Source organism: Candidatus Omnitrophota bacterium (genome assembly GCA_030650275.1).
Classification (GTDB): Bacteria; Omnitrophota; Gorgyraeia; order Zapsychrales; family Fredricksoniimonadaceae; genus JACPXN01.
Genome location: JAUSEK010000014.1, coordinates 1 through 18,708, shown reverse-complemented (window position 1 = coordinate 18,708; position 18,708 = coordinate 1). Strand labels below are relative to the sequence as shown.

The 18,708-nt window shown below is 54.0% G+C and carries 14 protein-coding genes and 1 tRNA gene; 14 read left to right on the top strand and 1 reads right to left on the bottom strand.

Annotated features, from left to right (window positions below; genetic code table 11):
- From Q7K71_03945 to Q7K71_03905, 9 genes are read left to right on the top strand one after another with little or no spacing between them, the layout of a single operon-like run.
- Positions 1 to 567, top strand: coding sequence for an aminodeoxychorismate/anthranilate synthase component II (locus tag Q7K71_03945; GenBank protein MDO8675252.1), 567 nt, complete (start codon positions 1 to 3; stop codon positions 565 to 567).
- Between the two features lie 4 nt (positions 568 to 571).
- On the top strand, positions 572 to 1,594 hold the full coding sequence (gene trpD / locus Q7K71_03940; GenBank protein ID MDO8675251.1) for an anthranilate phosphoribosyltransferase: 1,023 nt from the start codon (positions 572 to 574) through the stop codon (positions 1,592 to 1,594).
- Positions 1,575 to 2,363, top strand: a complete 789-nt coding sequence (trpC, locus tag Q7K71_03935) for an indole-3-glycerol phosphate synthase TrpC (GenBank protein ID MDO8675250.1) — start codon at positions 1,575 to 1,577, stop codon at positions 2,361 to 2,363. Before trpD ends, trpC begins: the two co-directional genes overlap by 20 nt.
- Positions 2,350 to 3,003: a phosphoribosylanthranilate isomerase gene (locus Q7K71_03930; GenBank protein ID MDO8675249.1), complete on the top strand. Its 654-nt coding sequence runs from the start codon at positions 2,350 to 2,352 to the stop codon at positions 3,001 to 3,003. Before trpC ends, Q7K71_03930 begins: the two co-directional genes overlap by 14 nt.
- The gene (gene ubiE / locus Q7K71_03925; GenBank protein MDO8675248.1) at positions 3,003 to 3,722 is read left to right on the top strand and encodes a bifunctional demethylmenaquinone methyltransferase/2-methoxy-6-polyprenyl-1,4-benzoquinol methylase UbiE; all 720 of its coding nucleotides are present in this window, start codon (positions 3,003 to 3,005) and stop codon (positions 3,720 to 3,722) included. Before Q7K71_03930 ends, ubiE begins: the two co-directional genes overlap by 1 nt.
- Positions 3,706 to 5,043, top strand: coding sequence for an isochorismate synthase (locus Q7K71_03920; GenBank protein ID MDO8675247.1), 1,338 nt, complete (start codon positions 3,706 to 3,708; stop codon positions 5,041 to 5,043). Before ubiE ends, Q7K71_03920 begins: the two co-directional genes overlap by 17 nt.
- A complete protein-coding gene (menD, locus tag Q7K71_03915; protein MDO8675246.1) occupies positions 5,043 to 6,791 on the top strand; it encodes a 2-succinyl-5-enolpyruvyl-6-hydroxy-3-cyclohexene-1-carboxylic-acid synthase in 1,749 nt (582 codons plus the stop codon). The genes Q7K71_03920 and menD overlap by 1 nt, the downstream gene beginning before the upstream one ends.
- The gene (locus tag Q7K71_03910; protein ID MDO8675245.1) at positions 6,788 to 10,042 is read left to right on the top strand and encodes a DUF3857 domain-containing protein; all 3,255 of its coding nucleotides are present in this window, start codon (positions 6,788 to 6,790) and stop codon (positions 10,040 to 10,042) included. The genes menD and Q7K71_03910 overlap by 4 nt, the downstream gene beginning before the upstream one ends.
- 36 nt (positions 10,043 to 10,078) lie before the next feature.
- Entirely contained in the window at positions 10,079 to 12,079 is a 2,001-nt protein-coding gene (locus Q7K71_03905; GenBank protein MDO8675244.1) for a bifunctional aldolase/short-chain dehydrogenase, read from the top strand.
- Between the two features lie 68 nt (positions 12,080 to 12,147).
- On the opposite strand, the gene Q7K71_03900 is transcribed toward Q7K71_03905, so the two are convergent.
- Entirely contained in the window at positions 12,148 to 13,341 is a 1,194-nt protein-coding gene (locus Q7K71_03900; protein ID MDO8675243.1) for a DEAD/DEAH box helicase, read from the bottom strand.
- 54 nt (positions 13,342 to 13,395) lie between these two features.
- On the opposite strand from Q7K71_03900, the gene Q7K71_03895 reads away from it, so the two are divergent.
- The 5 genes from Q7K71_03895 (at position 13,396) to Q7K71_03875 (ending at position 18,627) form a co-directional block, all read left to right on the top strand.
- On the top strand, positions 13,396 to 15,111 hold the full coding sequence (locus Q7K71_03895) for a cation:proton antiporter (protein ID MDO8675242.1): 1,716 nt from the start codon (positions 13,396 to 13,398) through the stop codon (positions 15,109 to 15,111).
- Between the two features lie 42 nt (positions 15,112 to 15,153).
- Positions 15,154 to 16,782, top strand: a complete 1,629-nt coding sequence (locus Q7K71_03890; GenBank protein MDO8675241.1) for an ATP-binding cassette domain-containing protein — start codon at positions 15,154 to 15,156, stop codon at positions 16,780 to 16,782.
- A 19-nt stretch (positions 16,783 to 16,801) separates the two neighbouring features.
- A tRNA-Ser gene (locus Q7K71_03885) sits at positions 16,802 to 16,893 on the top strand.
- 753 nt (positions 16,894 to 17,646) lie between these two features.
- On the top strand, positions 17,647 to 17,886 hold the full coding sequence (locus Q7K71_03880; protein MDO8675240.1) for a hypothetical protein: 240 nt from the start codon (positions 17,647 to 17,649) through the stop codon (positions 17,884 to 17,886).
- Between the two features lie 405 nt (positions 17,887 to 18,291).
- Positions 18,292 to 18,627, top strand: a complete 336-nt coding sequence (locus Q7K71_03875) for a hypothetical protein (GenBank protein ID MDO8675239.1) — start codon at positions 18,292 to 18,294, stop codon at positions 18,625 to 18,627.
- The last annotated feature ends 81 nt before the right edge of the window (positions 18,628 to 18,708 follow it).

Genomic DNA, 18,708 nt, shown 5'->3' with positions numbered 1-18,708 from the left:
ATGATCCTGATGATCGACAATTATGATTCGTTCACGTACAATCTCGTGCAGTATTTCGGCGAGTTGGGCGCGGACATGAAGGTTTTCCGCAATGATGCCTTGAGCGTCGCGGACATCCGCGCCATGAAACCGGAAAAGATCGTCATTTCTCCGGGGCCGGGCCGTCCGGAAGACGCTGGCATTTCGGTGGCCATCATCAAGGAACTGGCAGGAACGGTCCCGATCCTGGGCGTTTGTCTGGGGCATCAGGGTATCGGGTATGCTTATGGCGGAAAGATCATTAATGCCAAACGTCTCATGCATGGCAAAACGTCCATGATCGAGCATGACGGCAAAGACCTTTTTAAGGGTTTACCACATCCTTTTGAAGCCACCCGCTATCATTCCTTGGTCATTGACCGCGCGACCTTGCCGGATTGCCTGCAGGTGACGGCGTGGACCACCGACGACGGGGAGCTCATGGGCGTTCGCCATAAAAGTTTGCCTGTCTGGGGCGTGCAGTTCCATCCCGAATCCATTCTGACCAAGGAAGGCAAAAACATCCTCAAGAATTTTTTGTCTTTATAATTTTATGTTGGATTACGTCCAAAAAATTCAGCAGGGGCAGAACCTGACCCATGAGGAGATCACGGTCGTGATGGAACTCATCATGGCCGGCCACGTTTCGGTTGATGATATCCGCGATTTTTTGCTGGCCCTCAATGCCAAAGGTCCGACGGTGGAAGAGATCACCGCGGCGGCGCTGATCATGCGCAAATTCGTTGTGCCGGTCAAAACCAAACACGGTGTTGTGCTGGACACCTGCGGCACCGGCGGGGACCAGAAAGGGACATTCAATATTTCAACGCTGGCCGCCCTGGTCGTTGCGTCCTGCGGTGTGGTCGTGGCCAAGCACGGCAACCGTTCGGCCTCCGGCGCCTGCGGCAGTGCGGATGTCCTGGAAGCGCTGGGGGTGGGCATTGATATGGAAGAACGTTATCTCAACGAATGTCTGGATGAGGTCGGCATCGCGTTTTTGTTCGCCCAGCGCCTGCATCCGGCCATGCAGAATGTGGCGCCTGTGCGCAAGGCCATGGGTGTGAAGACCATTTTTAACATTTTAGGGCCTTTGACCAATCCGGCGCAGGCGACACACCAGATCATGGGTGTTTATAGCCGCGATCTGACCGAACCCATGGCGCATGTCCTCAAGGCGCTTGGGTTAAAACGCGCCCTGGTCGTTCACGGCAGTGACGGGCTTGATGAGATCACAACCACCGGTACGACTTTTGTGAGCGAATATAACGGTGTGGACGTGATCTCTTATGACATTGACCCCGACGAGCTGGGCATTGCCCGCGCGGCTGTCAAAGATTTTATTGGCGGGAATCCTTCTGTTAACGCCGCGATCGCTTTGGAGATATTAAAAGGCGAACACGGCCACCGGCGTGATATCGTTATCGTCAATGCCGCCTACGCGCTTTACATTGCCGAGGCCGTGCAAAATTTGCCCCAGGGCATGCGCATGGCCGAACATGCCGTGGATTCGGGCAGGGCATTGGCCAAACTTGAGCAATTAAAGGAATTCACCAGCCGTGTCCGCCGACTTCCTTAAAATGATGGCTGTTCACAAACGATCACTTTTGGACAGCCGGAGATCCTATTACGACGACCTCAAAAAGAACCTTGTCAGGAGTCCTCGCGCCCGCGGCATTTTCAAAAAAGCGATATCCAAACCCGGCAACATCAATCTCATCGCGGAGATCAAGAAGGCCTCGCCTTCACGGGGCATCCTCCGTAAGGATTTTGACGTTTTGGCCATTGCTAAAATTTATGTGGACCACAAGGCCGCGGCCATTTCCGTGCTGACTGAGGACAAATATTTTTTAGGCAAGCCGGATCATTTGAAAATGGTCAGCGAAGCGTTTCCTGTTCCGACGCTGATGAAGGATTTCATCATTGACGAATGCCAGGTCATCGAGGCCTCTTCTAATGGCGGCGCCGCGGTCCTCCTGATCACGGCCATGCTCTCCGATACACAGCTCAAAGACCTTGCTCAGGCCGCGCAGGCGCTGGACCTGGACTCCCTGGTGGAAGTGCATGATGAAAGCGAGCTGGACCGTGCCATTAAAAGCGGGGCTTCCATCATCGGGGTCAATAATCGCGACCTGCGCACGTTTAAGGTGGATTTGGAACAATGCCTGCGCATGATCCCGCGCATCCCCAAAGATAAGGTGATCGTGGCGGAAAGCGGTTTAAAAACCCATGACGACGTCCAACGCGCGGCTGATGCCGGTGCCCACGCGGTTTTGATCGGCGAGACGTTCATGGCTTCCGAAGACATCGGACAAACAATCAAGGATGTGATGTATGGTACGCGTTAAGGTCTGCGGGATCACCCGTTTTGAAGACGCGCTTAAAAGCGCGAATTTGGGCGCTTGGGCGCTGGGTTTTATTTTTTACAAGAAAAGCCCGCGTTTTATAGGACCGGCCAAGGCCAAGAAGATCATCGAGGCCCTGCCGCCTTTTGTGACCCCCGTCGGTATTTTTGTGAACAATAATCTGGGGGCCATCCGCGATATCATCGGCCATTGCGGCCTGCGCGCCGTCCAGTTGCACGGCGATGAGGACCATCATTTCTGCCATCGCCTGCGGCGTTATCAGGTCAAGATCATCAAGGCCTTTCGGGTGGGGCCGGATTTTAACCCCGCTGTGACGGCACCTTATAAGGTGGACGCCTTTTTATTTGACACAGCCGGCGATGGTGAATACGGCGGCACCGGCAAGACCTTTGACTGGACTGTTTTAAAAGAGATCAAGTCCCAGAACATTCCCATCATCCTTTCCGGCGGGCTCAACAGCCAGAATGTCATTGAGCCGGTCAATGGTTTAAAACCCTATGCCGTGGACGTGAACAGCGGGGTGGAAGAAAGCGGAAATCCGGGCAAGAAGGACCCCAAAAAGGTCAAAGAGTTCATTGACATCGTTAATTACATCAGCGGTCCTAATGTCAAAGAGTCCTGATGGAAAATAGCAAAAACCCGGTCATCCCCAAGGCTGAATCGTGGAAGATGTTTGACACGATCTCCCCGCGGTATGATTTTCTCAACCACGTTTTGTCGCTGGGTCAGGACATCCGCTGGCGCCGGCAATTGCCGCGGTATTTGCCGCCGGGGGAGGGCCTGATCGTTCTGGACCTGGCCACGGGCACCGCGGATGTGGCCATGATTTTAGCCCAAAGTTATCCTCGTGTCCGCACGGTGCACGGTGTGGACATGGCGGAAAAGATGCTGGCCATCGCCAACCGGAAAGTAGAAGCCGCGCGATTAAAAGACAGGATTATTCTGCAGAAAGGCGATGCCCAGGCCCTGCCTTTTGTTGAAAATACCTTTGACGCCGCGGCCATTGCGTTCGGCATCCGCAATGTCGGGGACCTGCGTTTGGGTTTGATGGAAATGTACCGTGTCCTTAAAAAAGGCGGCCGCGTTCTGGTCCTGGAATTTTCCATCCCCGGCAATGTTTTCTTGAGGGCGGGTCATCGGGTATACCTGAACTGGATCGTGCCGGCGGTCGGTTTTCTTTTGTCCGGCAATTGGAAGGCCTACCGGTATTTGAACCAGACCGTTGCTTCTTTCCCGTATGGGGAGCGTTTTTGCAAGATCTTAAAGCAAATGGGTTTTACCCGCATTCACGCCCACCCCTTGATGGGAGGGGCGGCCACCATTTATGTCGGCGAAAAGTAACCGTCCTTGTTCCTTCCGTGAAGCCAAGGTCCGCATGGCGCAGGAAATATCCCGCGCGCGGACCATCCTGCAGTGCCATCCTGTTTACCGCATTGAGATCAAGATCAAACCCATAGACCCTCTGGCATGGCTCGCGGCCCAGGACAACGCGGTCAAGATCTACGGGGCCAATCAGGATGACAGCGCCGCCATTGCCGGAATCGGCGAAGCCGCCTGCGTCCGGGGGAACGGGCGGGTCAATTACCCGTCGGTGTTTCGTGGCTTAAGAAAATATTTAAGGCCGCAGTATCCGTATCTGCAATGGTACGGCGGGTTTTGTTTTGATGATCGTACTCCGGGATCCTTTCGTTTCGTCCTGCCGCGTTTTGAACTGGCTCGCGACCGGGGCAGAATGATATTTTGCTGTAATCTCGTCGGACCTTTAAGTCCTGTCGCCCTTGGCCGCATCATTAAGGAGCTGGACCGTTCCCAAGAGAAAGCGTCTTTGAAAAACAGCGCGTTAAAAGCCGTGTCCCGCCGCGACAATCCGTCTTTCAAACAATGGGAAAAGAATGTCCACAGCGTCCTGTCCGCCATTGAGCGCGGGAAATACCGGAAGGTGGTCCTAGCCCGCAAGACCATCCTGACGTTCATGGACGTTTTAAACCCGTGGGTGATGCTCAAACGTCTGCGCAAGGTCACCCGCAACAGTTATCATTTTTGTTTTCAATTTGGGCCATCGGTATTTTTGGGTGCTTCGCCCGAACGTTTGTACAAACGCCAGGGCCGTAGAGTATTGAGCGAGGCGGTGGCCGGGACGTGCCGGCGCGGAAAAACTTCGGCGGAAGACCGACGTTTGAAAATCGCATTGGCCCGTTCGCCCAAGAATACCCGTGAGCATGCTCTGGTCGTTGAAGCCATCCGGGAAAATTTGGGCGGGTTGTGCCGGCGTTTGGACCACACAGCCAGATCCGGTATCCTTAGTTTGGGCAATGGCCACCATTTGTTGACCAAATTTGAGGGACAATTGAAGGATGGCGTGAAAGACGAAGATGTCTTACAATGTCTGCATCCGACCCCGGCTTTGGGCGGGGCGCCTAAGGAAAAGGCCATGGCTGTGATCCGCGCGCTGGAGCCGTTTGACCGCGGATGGTATGGCGGGCCATTGGGCTATGTAGGTTTGGATTGGGCGGAATTCGTCGTCGGCATCCGCTCCGCCCTGGTCCGCGGCAGACAGCTCTCGGTGTATGCCGGTGCCGGGATCGTGGAAGGGTCCAAGCCCAAAGCGGAATGGCAGGAAATAGAAAACAAGATCAGTAATTTCATCAAGATCATCGCCTGATGGACTTTAAGAAAATACCTAATATCAATCATTGGTGGGGCGCGCTCATCATTGAAGAATTGACGCGCTGTGGGGTGGAATATTTCTGTCTGGCCCCGGGTTCGCGTCCCGCCCCTTTAAGCGTTGCCGTTGCCAGAAATCCGAAAGCAAAACCGTTCGTTCATTTTGACGAGCGGGGACTGGCATTCCATGCCTTGGGCTATGCCGCGGGGGCAAAGAAACCCGTTGTTCTGATCTGCACGTCGGGCACCGCGGTGGCCAATGTCCTGCCCGCTGTGATCGAGGCCTCCAAGAAAAAACTCCCTTTGATCGTTTTGACCGCGGACCGTCCGCCGGAATTAAGACAGACCGGCGCGGTACAGACCATTGATCAGGTCAAGATCTTCGGTCCTTATGCCAAATGGTCCATGGACATGCCTTGTCCTGATGCCGAGATCGATCCTGCCTATGTTTTGACAACCATTGACCAGGCGGTTTATCAGGCCGTTGCGGCAACGCCGGGTGTTGTTCATATCAATTGCATGTTCCGTGAACCGTTGGCGCCTGTCGCCGACAGGACAGACATCAGGCGCTTGTCAGCGGGATTGAACACCTGGGCGAGATCGGATCAGGCCTATACGACTTATCATCCTGGGGCTGTGGCGGCGATCAATGACATGGATGCCGTTGTCAAAAATATTAACGCGATCAAGAACGGCCTCATCGTCATCGGGAAGGTCAGCGGGGAAAGCGACCAACAGGCCGCGCTGAAATTGGCCACCAAATTGGGTTGGCCGATCGTTGCGGATATTTCCAGCGGCTTGCGTCTGGGCTGTAGCGATAGGCATGTCATCCATTATTTTGACCATTTATTGTTGTCCTCTAAAATACAGCGTTGGCTTAAGAGGACCGACGGCATCATTCATTTGGGCGGGCGGATGACGTCCAAACGTTATTATGAATGGGTGGCGCAGCACAAAAATATGTCTTACGTGACAGTCATCAACCATTCTTTGCGTAATGATCCGTCCCATCAGGTGACGCGGCGCATCCACGCGTCTGTCGGCGTTTTTGTGGATGCCGTTATGCCGTTGGTCAAGAAGCGCAGGGCATCGGCGTTATTGAAAGCATTGGGCCGGGCCGATCAAACCACGGATGTGTTCATTGACCGGTTTTTAAGGGAAGACGGGCATTTGAATGAACCGCTGGCCGCGCGGCTGGTATCGCGCGCCATTCCGGCGGAGCACGGGTTGTTTTTGGCCAACAGCATGCCGGTCAGGGACATGGATTTTTACGCGGCCATTGACGGCCATAGCGTGCATATCAACGGCAACCGCGGGGCCAGCGGCATTGACGGTACCATCGCCTCTGCCTGCGGTTTTGCGCAAGGGTTAAAAGCGCCGGTCACGCTGATGATCGGCGATTTGGCCGCCTTGCACGATTTGAATTCCCTGGCCATGCTCAAGGATTCGCCATACCCGGTGACGGTCGTCATCCTCAATAACAGAGGAGGGGGCATTTTTTCTTTTTTGCCCATCGCCCAATTTGAAGATGTCTTTGAGCAGTTCTTCGCCACCCCTCACGGCGTGGATTTCCCGGAGGCCGCCCGCATGTTCGCGCTTGAATACGCCAAGGCCTCGACCCCAAAGGATTTCCTGACGGCTTATACCAAGGCGGTCAGAGGAAGAAATTCAACGATCATTGAGGTCCCGTCGGACCGCGCGGAAAATGTCAAGGTCCATAAGCTTTTACAACAGGTACCTTTATGAATTTTGCGGAATTAGATTTTAGCGAAGAATTTGCCGCGGCTTTTGACGCGCTGGAAAATACGTCCAGGCATGTGTTCGTCACCGGCAAGGCCGGCACCGGAAAATCCACGCTGCTGCAATATTTCCGCCACCGCACCGAAAAGAACGTCGTTGTTTTGGCGCCGACCGGCGTTGCCGCCATCAACGTCAAAGGCCAGACCATCCATTCCTTTTTTCAATTCCGTTCCGACATCACTCCGCAAGCGATAGCGGACCTGCATGTGCGCCGCAAGAAACGTGACATGTACCGCAAATTGCAAGCCGTTATCATTGATGAGATCTCCATGGTGCGCGCCGACCTTCTGGACTGCGTGGACGCTTTTTTGCGTCTTTACGGGCCTGAAACAGATAAGCCGTTCGGCGGCGTGCAGATGATATTTTTCGGCGACTTGTTCCAACTGCCGCCGGTGGTGACCCGCGGGGAAGAAGACATTTTCAAGACCGTTTATCCGACCCCATTCTTTTTTTCCGCCAAGGTCCTAGAGGACCTGGATTTTGACGTCCTTGAGTTGAGCAAGATCTACCGGCAAACCGACGAGGGCTTCATCCATTTGCTCAACGCGGTGCGCACCGATACGCTGGAACGTCATCATTTGAGCGCGCTCAATACCCGCGTTAATGCCGTAAAAGTTTTCGCGCCCGGCGATTTTTATATTTCTTTGACTTCCACCAATGCGTTGGCCGAGCGGATCAACGGGGAGCGCCTCAAAGGTCTCGACGGCCGTGCCCGCGTCTACCACGGCGCCATTGCCGGAGAATTTGAACGCAAGTCCTTGCCCACCGCGGACATTCTGGAATTAAAGCCCGGCGCGCAGATCATGCTTTTGAACAATGATCCTGAAAAACGCTGGGTCAATGGGTCTTTGGGGGTCATCAAAGCCATCCGCCCGGAACCGGGAGGGGAAGATGTCATCATCGTCCGCCTGGAAAACGGGACCGAGGTGGACGTCAAGCAATACACCTGGGAGATCAGCCAGTATTATTTCAACGAGGACGCCCAGGCGTTGGCGTCCAAGGTCATCGGCCATTTCACCCAGTATCCCCTGAAACTGGCCTGGGCCGTGACCATCCACAAATCCCAAGGCCAGACGTTTTCCAAGGTCATCATTGACATCGGCTATGGCACCTTTGCCCACGGTCAATTGTATGTGGCGCTAAGCCGCTGCACCACGCTGGAGGGGATTGTCCTTAAACAGCCGCTGGCATTGCGTCATGTCCTTTTGGATTCGCGCGTCGTGGACTTTCACAAAGCCAGGATCCAAACTAAGGCCGTTCTTTCATTTTTTTTATTTTTTATTTTTTCTTCCTTTGTTTACGCCGGGCCCCCGGCGCAGGAAGTGGCCAAGGCCCTGGCCAAAGCCGAGACCCAGGTGGAATTCTCCAAGACCTGGGAAGGCCAGCACGCGGACAAACCCTATATCGCGCTTTTGAGCGAATATGAGACGACGATCAACCCTGACTGGTCATTCACGGAAACGTATCACGCCAGGGTGAAGATCCAGAAAGAAGCGGCCAAGGAGCTGGGGGAATGGCCCATCACCTACAATAAGGCCCGCGAGGAGATCGTTGACGTCCAGGCCTTTGTTGAAACGCCGGAAGGCAAAAGGCTTCCCGCCACCAATATCCAGGACCTTCAGGTCTATGACCAGGCGCCCCTGTATTCCGATATGCGCGTCAAGGTGGTCACCATCCCCCAGGTCAACATCGGCAGCATCATTGACGTGATGGTCAAGACCAAGATCTCCCGCAAAGAGATCCCCGGCCAATTTTGGGACGAAGTGCCTGTGTCGGTCATCCCCACCAAATCGGCGCGGTATACGTATATCGTTCCCCAGGACAAGACCATCGTTTTTAAAGCCGTGAACAGCAAGGATCAGCCGCAGATCACAAAAAAAGACGGTTTGGTCAAATATGTTTTTTCGTATCAGGAGACCGGTTACGTTGAAGATGAGGAATTGATGCCTCCAGCCGACGAGGTCAGGGGCCGCTTGTTTTTATCTTCCATTCCTGATTGGAAGGCGGTGGCGGACTGGTATCGCGCTTTGATCGTAAAGAACACCGTGGCTGACCCGGAGATCACGGTCAAGGCGCTGGAGTTGACCAGGGACAAGGTCCCACAGAAAGAAAAAGCGCGCGCCATCCTAGAATTCATCCAGGACAATTTCCGTTACGTGGCCATGAATTTCGGCGACCACACCGTTGAACCGCACCCGACCAATGAGGTCTTTAAGGACCGTTACGGCGATTGCAAGGACCTTTCGCTTCTGGCCCGGTACATGCTCCAATTGGTGGGCATCAGTTCCCGCATTTGCCTGTTTGCCAATGAGTTTAGCGGCGATCCGCAAAGCGGCCTGCCTAACCCGTCGGTGTTTGAACACGTCATTCTGGAAATTTTGATGGACGACGGGCATTATTTCGTGGACCCGCAGGCCAAGGGTTTTGATTTCGGGCAAGGCCCAAGCGCCTATGACCGCGCCCACCTTTTGGTCATTGAAGAACAAGGGTATCGTTTTGACAACATGCCGGTGTCCAAAGAAGAGGACAACGCGATCGTCAGCACCAGCGATATCACCGTCCATCCCGACGGTTCCGCGACTTTTGATGTCAGGGTCCGGATGTCTCTGGAAGGGTCACAATCCTTCCGCGAGACCTGGGCCTCCACCACCGACCAGAATAAGGACAAGTTTTTTGAGCACCTGGAGGCCTCTTTCACCCAGGGCGGCACCATGATCAAAAGGGAGGTCAAGGGCCTGGAGGACCGTTACGGCCCTGTCCATTTTAACCTGAAATACATCGCGCCCAACGCCTATCCCGTGGCCAATGACATGATCCTTTTAAAGGAGAGCGACCAGAGCGACGTTCCGGATTTTGCCGAACAAAAACGGGTCTATCCGATCTTTGTCGCGTCCAATACCCTCGTTAAGAATACCAACACGTATCACGTTCCCGAGGGGTATCAGGTGAATTTTGTGCCGCAGGATTACCAGCTGGGCGTTGATTTCATGGACGTCAGCGCCGATTACCGCAAGGACGGACAAACCGTTGTCGTCAACAACCTGACGCGCATGAAAAGGGCCAGGGTACCACCCCAACGCTACGGCGAGATCAAAACATTCCGCAACGAATTGTACAAAAAGAACGACCAGTATATTGTTTTAAAGGCAAAGTCCCAGGCCAGCCCCGAAGTCAAAGATTGGATCAAAAAGCAATAGAGACGCAGCAATGCTGCGTCTGTACGAGAAAATCGTATGAAAAGCCTGTGGAATAAAAAGGAAGCGAAGGCCTGCGGCCATGACCTGTTGAAGTTGCGGGTTTATACGTCGCGGCTTTTAGGCCAAGAACCGTCCCTGGTCCTGCACGGCGGGGGCAATACATCGGTCAAAGCGCTGGTTAAGGATTTCTTCGGCGTGACCCAAGATGTTTTGTATATCAAGGCCAGCGGCTGGGACCTGGCCGCCATTGAGACGCAGGGCTTTGCCGCGGTCAAAATGGATGTGCTCAAACGCATGGCAGCCATGAAGCGTTTGACAGATACGCAGATGGTGCGCGAACAGCGTGCGGCCATGCTGGACCCCAACGCGCCCAACCCGTCGGTGGAAGCCATTTTGCACGCCATCATCCCGCACAGGTTCGTGGACCATACCCACGCCGACGCGGTGGCGGCCATCACCAATACACCCCATGGCCGCAGGCGCATTGAAGAACTTTACGGCAAACGTGTTTTGGTCGTGCCGTATGTGATGCCGGGTTTTATTTTGGCCCGCAAGGTCTATGAAATGACCCGGGGCCTTGATTGGAAAACATGCGAAGGCATTGTTCTGCTGAATCACGGCATATTCACCTTCGCGGATGATGCCAAGGTCAGTTATGAACGCATGATCCTGCTTGTCAGCAAGGCCGAAAACTATATCCGCAAACAGAAGATCAAGGTCGCCGTCCATCATCAAAAGCCCGCTGTTGATCTGGCTGCTTTGGTCCGTTTGCGTCAGGCGGTTTCCAAAGCGCAGGGCAGGGCTGTGATGGCCCGTTTAAAAAATGATCCGCGCTCCCTGGGTTTTGCCGGCCTGTCCAATGTCACTGCCATTGCTTCAAGGGGAACACTGACCCCGGACCATGTCATCCGCACGAAACCCATTCCTGTGATCGTCGGTCAAGACCCGCGGAAAAGTGTGACGGAATATGTCCGCAATTATCACGCGTATTTTGATCGTAACACTAATGGAAAGCTGACTTCTCTGGACCCGGCGCCGCGTTGGGCTGTATGGCCCGGACAAGGGCTGGTTGCGTTCGGCCGTTGCAGGGCGGAAGCGGACATTGTTTCTGATATCGTGGACCATACCGTCGAGGCCATCCAATGGGCCCAAGGCATGGGCGGATGGAAGGTTTTGTCCGAACAGGATATTTTTGAAATGGAATATTGGGAATTGGAACAGGCCAAATTAGCGTCCGCCAAAGGCGGATCCGCCTCCGGCGGAAAGGCATCTGGGGCATTACCGCTGCAGGGCAAGGTCGCTTTAGTGACCGGGGCATCAAGCGGCATTGGCAGGGCCTGTGTGGAGACGCTCGTGGCCCAGGGCGCGCATGTGGTTGCGCTGGATATGCGCCGGGAGATCGCCGGTCAATTCACTTCACCCGATGTCTTGGGTATTGTTTGCGACGTTACTGATACTCAAGCGCTCATTCGCGGCGTTGAACAGGGCGTCGGGCAATTCGGGGGCTTGGATATCATCGTGTCCAACGCCGGCACCTTTCCGCCGAGCGGATCATTGGCAGACATGAACGAGGAAATTTGGGAAAAAAGTTTGGCGATCAACCTCACCAGCCATCAGCGTTTGCTCAAGGCCTGTTTGCCGTATCTGGAATACGGCATTGACCCGTCGGTGATCGTGGTGGGGTCCAAGAACGTTGCGGCGCCGGGACCGGGAGCGGCAGCTTATTCCGCGGCCAAGGCCGGGTTAACGCAATTGGCCCGGGTGGCGGCTTTGGAACTCGCGCCCAAAGGCATCCGCGTTAACGTCGTGCATCCTAATCAGGTTTTTGATACGGCGATATGGACGAAGGATGTCCTGAAGCAACGGGCGAAGAGTTACGGGCTTTCCGTTGAAGAGTATAAAACCAATAACCTTTTGAAAGTGGAGATCACCTCAAAAGACGTTGCCGTTCTGGTTTGCGCTTTGGCGGGTGAGGTGTTCGCTAAAACCACCGGCGCGCAGATCCCCATCGACGGCGGCAACGACCGGGTTATTTGAATTAAGGGGACACAATACTTAATTCAGTAGTTAACACCTAGGAATTAAGTATTGTGTCCCCTTAATTCTTATCTCCGCCGCCGGCGCGAAGAAAATCTTGACGAACTAAAGACGAGTTTCGGTTTTTCGAACTGTTCCAGGGGAATTTTGGGATGGGACAGGGAGATGGGCAGGCGCGCGTTCATGACCCGTTCAATACCGGCCACGTCGCTGCGCTGGTCCGGGGTGGCGAAAGAGATCGCGTGCCCGCTGTGTCCGGCCCGTCCGGTGCGGCCGATGCGGTGTACGTAATTTTCCGGGTCATCAGGCAGGTCATAGTTGACGACCAGTTCAATGCCTTTGACATCAATGCCGCGCGCCGCAATGTCGGTGGCGATCAAAACGCGGTATCTTCCGGTTTTAAATCCTTCCAGGGACTCCCGGCGCTGGGACAGGGAACGGTCCGAGTGGATCTCCGCGGCGCGGTGTTTGGTGTTGCGCATCGCGCGGGTCAGGCGCGCGGCCCCGAACTTGGTCCGGCAGAAGACCAAAATGGACCCGCGGTATTGGTCCAGGATCTCGCCGAGAAGCTGGCTTTTCAAGTCCTTGCGCACGATGAAAACTTCATGCGTCACGTGCTCCGCCGCGGTCCCCGACGGGGCAACTTCCACGCGCACCGGCAATTTCATGTAACTGTTGGCGATGCTCAAGACCTCGGCCGGCATGGTCGCGGAAAAGAGCATGGTCTGGCGTTCGGCCGGGACATGGCGCATGATATCGCGGATCTGCGGGGCGAAACCCATGTCCAGCATGCGGTCCGCTTCATCCAGGACAACGATGCCGACGTCGTTCAACCGCAGGGTCCTTTGTTCAATATGGTCCAGGATACGGCCCGGCGTACCGATGATGACGCGGGGCAGGGCCCTCAAAGCGCTGAGCTGTCTTGGCATGGGGTCGCCGCCGATGAGGACCGCGGTCTTAAGGCCCAGCACCGGGGTTATTTTACGCAAATGTTCGTCCACCTGCACGGCCAATTCCCGCGTGGGCACAACCACCAACGCCTTGCCTTTGATCTGCGCCAGGCGCTGGAGTATGGGGATGCCGAAGGCCAGGGTCTTGCCTGTTCCTGTCTGGGCAATACCCATGACGTCCTTGCCTTCAATGGCAATGGGGATGGCGTGGTGCTGGATATGGGTGGGGACCGTGAATTTCATCCGGTCCAGGACGGCCAGGATGCTGGGCGCGATTCCAAGCCCGTCAAAACTCAATTCTGAAGATGTCATGAAAGATAGAGTAACATCACTTGAACAAATATGCAAATGCATTAAAATGGCCTTATGAATGAGCAGAACATTTTTATTTTTCTTTTGCAATTGTTCATCCTGCTCGGATTTGCCCGGTTTTTGGGGGAAGTGTTCACCCGTTTCCGCCAGCCGGCCCTGACCGCCGAGATCCTCGTCGGTGTTTTTTTCGGCCCCACCATCCTGGGCCGTTTTTTCCCGCAGATCCATGGCTTTATTTTTCCCAATGATCCCGTTCAGCAGCACATGCTCGAGACCGTGGCGTGGCTGGGTGCTTTTTTCTTTTTGCTGGAAACCGGCCTTGAGATCGACTTTTCCAGCGCCTGGCGCCACCGGGGCGATGCTTTAAAGATCGCGCTGACCGATATCATCGTGCCCATGGTGCTGGGGTTTGCCTGCGCCTGGTTCCTGCCGAATTCCTATTTGGTTTCCTTAGATAATAAACTGATGTTCTGTTTTTTCATGGCGACCGCGCTGACGATCAGCGCCATGCCCATCACCGCGCGCGCCCTGCATGATCTTCACATCAAAAAGACCGATCTGGGGTTTCTCATCATGTCGGCGTTGTCGGTCAACGACATGATCGGGTGGCTGGTGTTCACCGTTGTGTTCGGGTTTTTTATCCAGTCCGGAGCGCCCCTCGATCAAATGGGGATCATGATCGTCACGGCTGTGGCGTTCGTGGTTTTGTGCCTGACCGGCGGGCGTGTATTCAGCAATTGGGTCATCAGCAGGATCAGGGTCCTGAAATTGCCCGAGCCGTCCGCGTCCCTGACGTTTATTTTTCTTTTGGGCTTGTTGTGCGGTGCCGTGGCGCAAAAAGTGGGCCTGCACGCCTTATTCGGGTTTTTGCTCGCCGGCATCATGGCCGGGGAGGCCAAGGCCATTTCGGAAAAGACCCGCCAGACCATTTCCCAGATGGTCTATGCTGTGTTCGTCCCCCTCTTTTTTACCAGCATCGGGCTTAAAATGGATTTCCTGGCCTATTTTGACCCGGTCATCGTGCTTTTTGTCGCCATCATCGGCATCAGCGTCCGTTTTTTGGGCGCCTGGATCGGGGTCTCTTTATGCCGTATCCCCAAGACCAACCGTTTGACCATCGCCATTGCCCATACGCCCGGCGGGATGATGGAGATCATCATGGGTTTATTGGCTTTGGAGTTCAAACTGATCACACCGACGGTGTTCACCGGCATCGTTTTCGGCGCCTTGATCACGGCCATTGTCATGGGGCCGTGGCTGGCTTGGGGCCTGGGACGGCGCAAGCAGGTCAGCGTGTTTGAATTCTTCAGCCGCCGCGGCATCATCATTCCCCTTAAAGTGGAAAATCGCGAACAGGCCCTGCGGGTTTTGGCACAAGCCGCGGCCCAGGAAGATGATTCTTACGATGATGAATCCATTGTCCATATGGTTTTGGAGCGTGAACAGATGATGGGCACCGCCATTGAGGAAGGGGTGGCTTTGCCGCATGCCCGCCTGGCCGGCTTGCGCAGACCGGTCATTATTTTCGCCAGGTCGCTTTCCGGTGTGGACTGGAACTCCCCCGATGGCAAACTCAGCAATTTTATTTTTCTCATCCTGGTCCCCGACAACGATGATACCCTGCAGGTGCAGATCCTGCAGGCCATTGCCCGCGTGATGCAGGACCCCGCCAACAGGCAGGCCGTTCTCAATGCCAGGGACGCCTCCCAGGCCTGGGACATTTTCCAGACCGCCTTTGCCCAGCTGTACGTGAAAAAGGGGACACCATAAAGTGTCCCCTTTTATTCCCGTTTATGTTATAATTTCCGCTCTATGATTTCCGTCAGTAACGTTTCCTTACAATTCGGCAAGCGCGTCCTTTTTGAGGGGGCCAGCATCACCTTTAACCCGGGCAATTGCTACGGCATCATCGGCGCCAATGGCTCGGGCAAATCCACCTTTTTGAAGATCCTTTCCGGCGAGATCGACACCACCGCGGGCACGGTGAGCGTGGCTCCGGCCAAGCGCATCTCCGTGCTCAAGCAGGACCAGTTCGCTTTTGATGAATTCACCGTCCTGACCACTGTGATCATGGGGCATAAGAAATTGTATGCCGTCATGAAGGAGAAGGATGAGCTTTACGCCAAGCCGGATTTCTCCGACGCGGATGGTTTGCGCGCCTCCGAACTGGAAGCGGAATTTGCCGAGATGAACGGGTGGGATGCTGAAGGTCAGGCCGCCAAATTGCTGAGCGATCTGGGCATCAAGGAGTCCCTGCATGCCCTGCCCATGAAACAGCTGGAAGGTTCACAGAAGGTGCGCGTGCTGTTGGCCCAGGCGCTGTTCGGCAACCCGGACATTCTCATTCTGGACGAGCCCACCAATCATCTCAACGTGGAAACGTGCCTGTGGCTTGAAGAGTTCCTGGCCAATTTTCAGAACATCGCCATTGTCGTGTCTCACGACCGCCATTTCCTGGACAAGATATGCACCCACATCGCTGATATTGATTTTCGTAAAATACAACTGTATTCAGGCAACTACACTTTTTGGCTGGAGGCCAGTCAATTGGCCCTGCGCCAGCGTTCAGAGGCCAATAAGAAGACCGAAGAGAAGCGCAAGGAATTGCAGGATTTCATCGCGCGTTTCAGCGCCAACGCGTCCAAGGCCCGGCAGGCCACGTCCCGCAAAAAAATATTGGAGAAGTTGACGCTGGAAGAGATCAGGCCTTCGTCGCGCAAATACCCTTTTATTAATTTCAAACCCGAACGCGAAGCCGGTAATGACGTGCTGTCTGTGGACGGGATCTCCAAGACCATCGACGGGCAGTTGATGTTCAAGGATTTTTCCCTGCACGTCAATAAAGGCGACAAGATCGCCTTTGTCGGGCCCAACGGCCTGGCCAAGACCGTGTTGTTCCAGATCTTGATGGGGGAGGTGCAGGCGGATTCCGGCAGCTTCAAGTGGGGCGCCTCGACCAGCCGCGCGTATTTTCCCAAGGAGAATGCAAAATATTTCGACATGGACTTAAATCTTGTGGACTGGCTGCGGCAGTATTCCAAAGAGACGGATGAGAATTTTGTACGCGGGTTTTTGGGTCGCATGCTTTTTTCCGGTGAGGAGAGTTTAAAGAAGGTACGGGTGCTTTCCGGAGGGGAGAAGGTGCGCTGCATGCTGGCGCGCATGATGCTCACCGGCGCCAACGCGATCATCCTGGATGAGCCCACCAACCATTTGGACCTGGAGGCCATCACCTCCTTGAACAGGGGGATGGAGTCATTTCCGGGCACCATCCTGTTTTCTTCGCATGACCATCAACTCGTGCAAACAGCGGCCAACCGCATCGTGGAATTGACCCCCGGCGGATTCATTGACCGTCTGGGCACGACTTATGATGAATATTTGAGTGATGAGCGCATCACGCAGCAGAGGCAGGAGATGTATGCTGGCGCGGTGAGTTGATATAGTAATTTGAGGTAATGGAGAGGTGGCCGAGTGGTTGAAGGCGCACGCCCGGAAAGCGTGTGGCGGTCGAAAGGCTGCTCCAGGGTTCGAATCCCTGCCTCTCCGCCATTGTTGACGCTCAGGCGAACCCTGTTCGGTGCTGGTAACAGCAACGGGCAGGGTTTCCTGTTTTTTAGGGTCAATTTGGCAGGTTAGTTCCTCGAAGGGTTCCCCGATGTACATCCGCATTATTACGTGGTCATCATGGATGTCTATGGCCTTAATCAGGGCCTTTAGCAGGGTTATCTGAGCCTCTGCCGGGGCTTTGTCCAGATGTGCCATGGCAAACCGCAGGTTTGAATACAAATACTCGCTGGAGTGGATCGACATATCCGCGGCCCTTCGGTGCGCTACCGCTTTAGACAATTTATCTTCCAATACGGTGACTTCTTTTTCTAATACGTCCATTTTATCTGAGTAGGTGACGCCTTTTGAGACTACTTTTTCTATGGCGAGGTTTAATAGTTTAGTCGCCGCTTTTTTCGCTATGTCGAGCTTCTTCTGTAGTGTTTTGACTTCTTTGTCGTAGATATCCAGCTTGGTTGCGTTGTCTTTGATCGCATTTCCCATCGCCTTCACGATGATTTCCTGATCTTTTGACGCCCGCCTAAAGAAGGCAATTACCGCTTCATCAAACGCCGTAGCGGATATCCGCTTGGTGTCACATCCGAGTTTTTGTCTCGCCCGGCTACATTCATAATAATAAAAAATGTTTCCATTATGGCTATGAGCTATGGCGCAGACGAAACTACTCCCACATTTCCCGCATCGCAGTAATCCTTTCAAGCGCTGGTTATAATCCTTAGCTATTTTCTTAAATCTGTGACCGGGCAGGTTCGCCGAGATCACTCGGTTCGCTTTATCCCAGAGTTCATCATCGACAATGGCGAGATGGTTGCCTTTATGGAGTTCTCCGGAATAGGAGATTATGCCTTTGTAGAACGGATTCTTTATGATTTTTGCGACCGTTTGCTTTCGCCACAACATTTTCTTTGCGGTCGGCACTTCGTTTTGTATGAGGGTGTTTCCGATTTCGCTCAAGGTTTTATTCTCAGCCGCTAGATCAAAAATGCGTCTTATGTGCGGTGCTATCGTTTCGTCAATTTCATTTTTATGAGGCTGTCTGCCGTTTGGAAGCGGTTCGCCGTCTTTTACTTGTTTGTAGCCGAACGGCGGTCGACCGGCAACCCATTTGCCTTGTCTTGCCCGGGCGATCTGTGAGGCTTTGACGCGTTCGCCGGTGAGTTCGCGCTCAAAAGCTGATAGCAATCCGATGATGCCGATGACAACCCGACCGATGGCTGTTGAGCTGTCAAGATTCTCACGGACGGATAGGAAGTCGACTTCTTGTGCCTTGAAAAGATCGATCATGCTGTAGAGATCGCGAGGATTGCGGGTCAGGCGGTCTAGGCGGAAAAAGATAATGCCATCAAAAGACTTTGTTTTTTGAATGTCTTTGAGTATGGCTTGGATGCCGGGACGATTCAGGTCTTTTCCGGAATAGCCATCGTCGTTAATTACGCCGTTATCACCGAAGCTTGCCAGTTCGTAGCCGAAGGCATCCATCATGTTCTTGCAGTGATGGGCCTGCGCGTCAAGGGTCGTGTAGTCGCCTTGCGCCTGATCGTCGGTGGAACATCGGGTATAAATGACGAATCGTTTTCTTTTTTTGTCTTGTACTATTGGTGCGATCATCGTTCTCCTTTCATATCTGCTTTACAACACCCCTATAACACCCCCTCGGACAAGTCAAGCTATATGAACCCAACTGAGCCCCTGTGCGTATATACAGATTTTTTTTGATTTTTGTCCCGTAAAGGGGGGACATTTTTTGAAATTTATCTGTATGTATGCCTAGAGGTGAAAAACCAAATGGGTAAACCG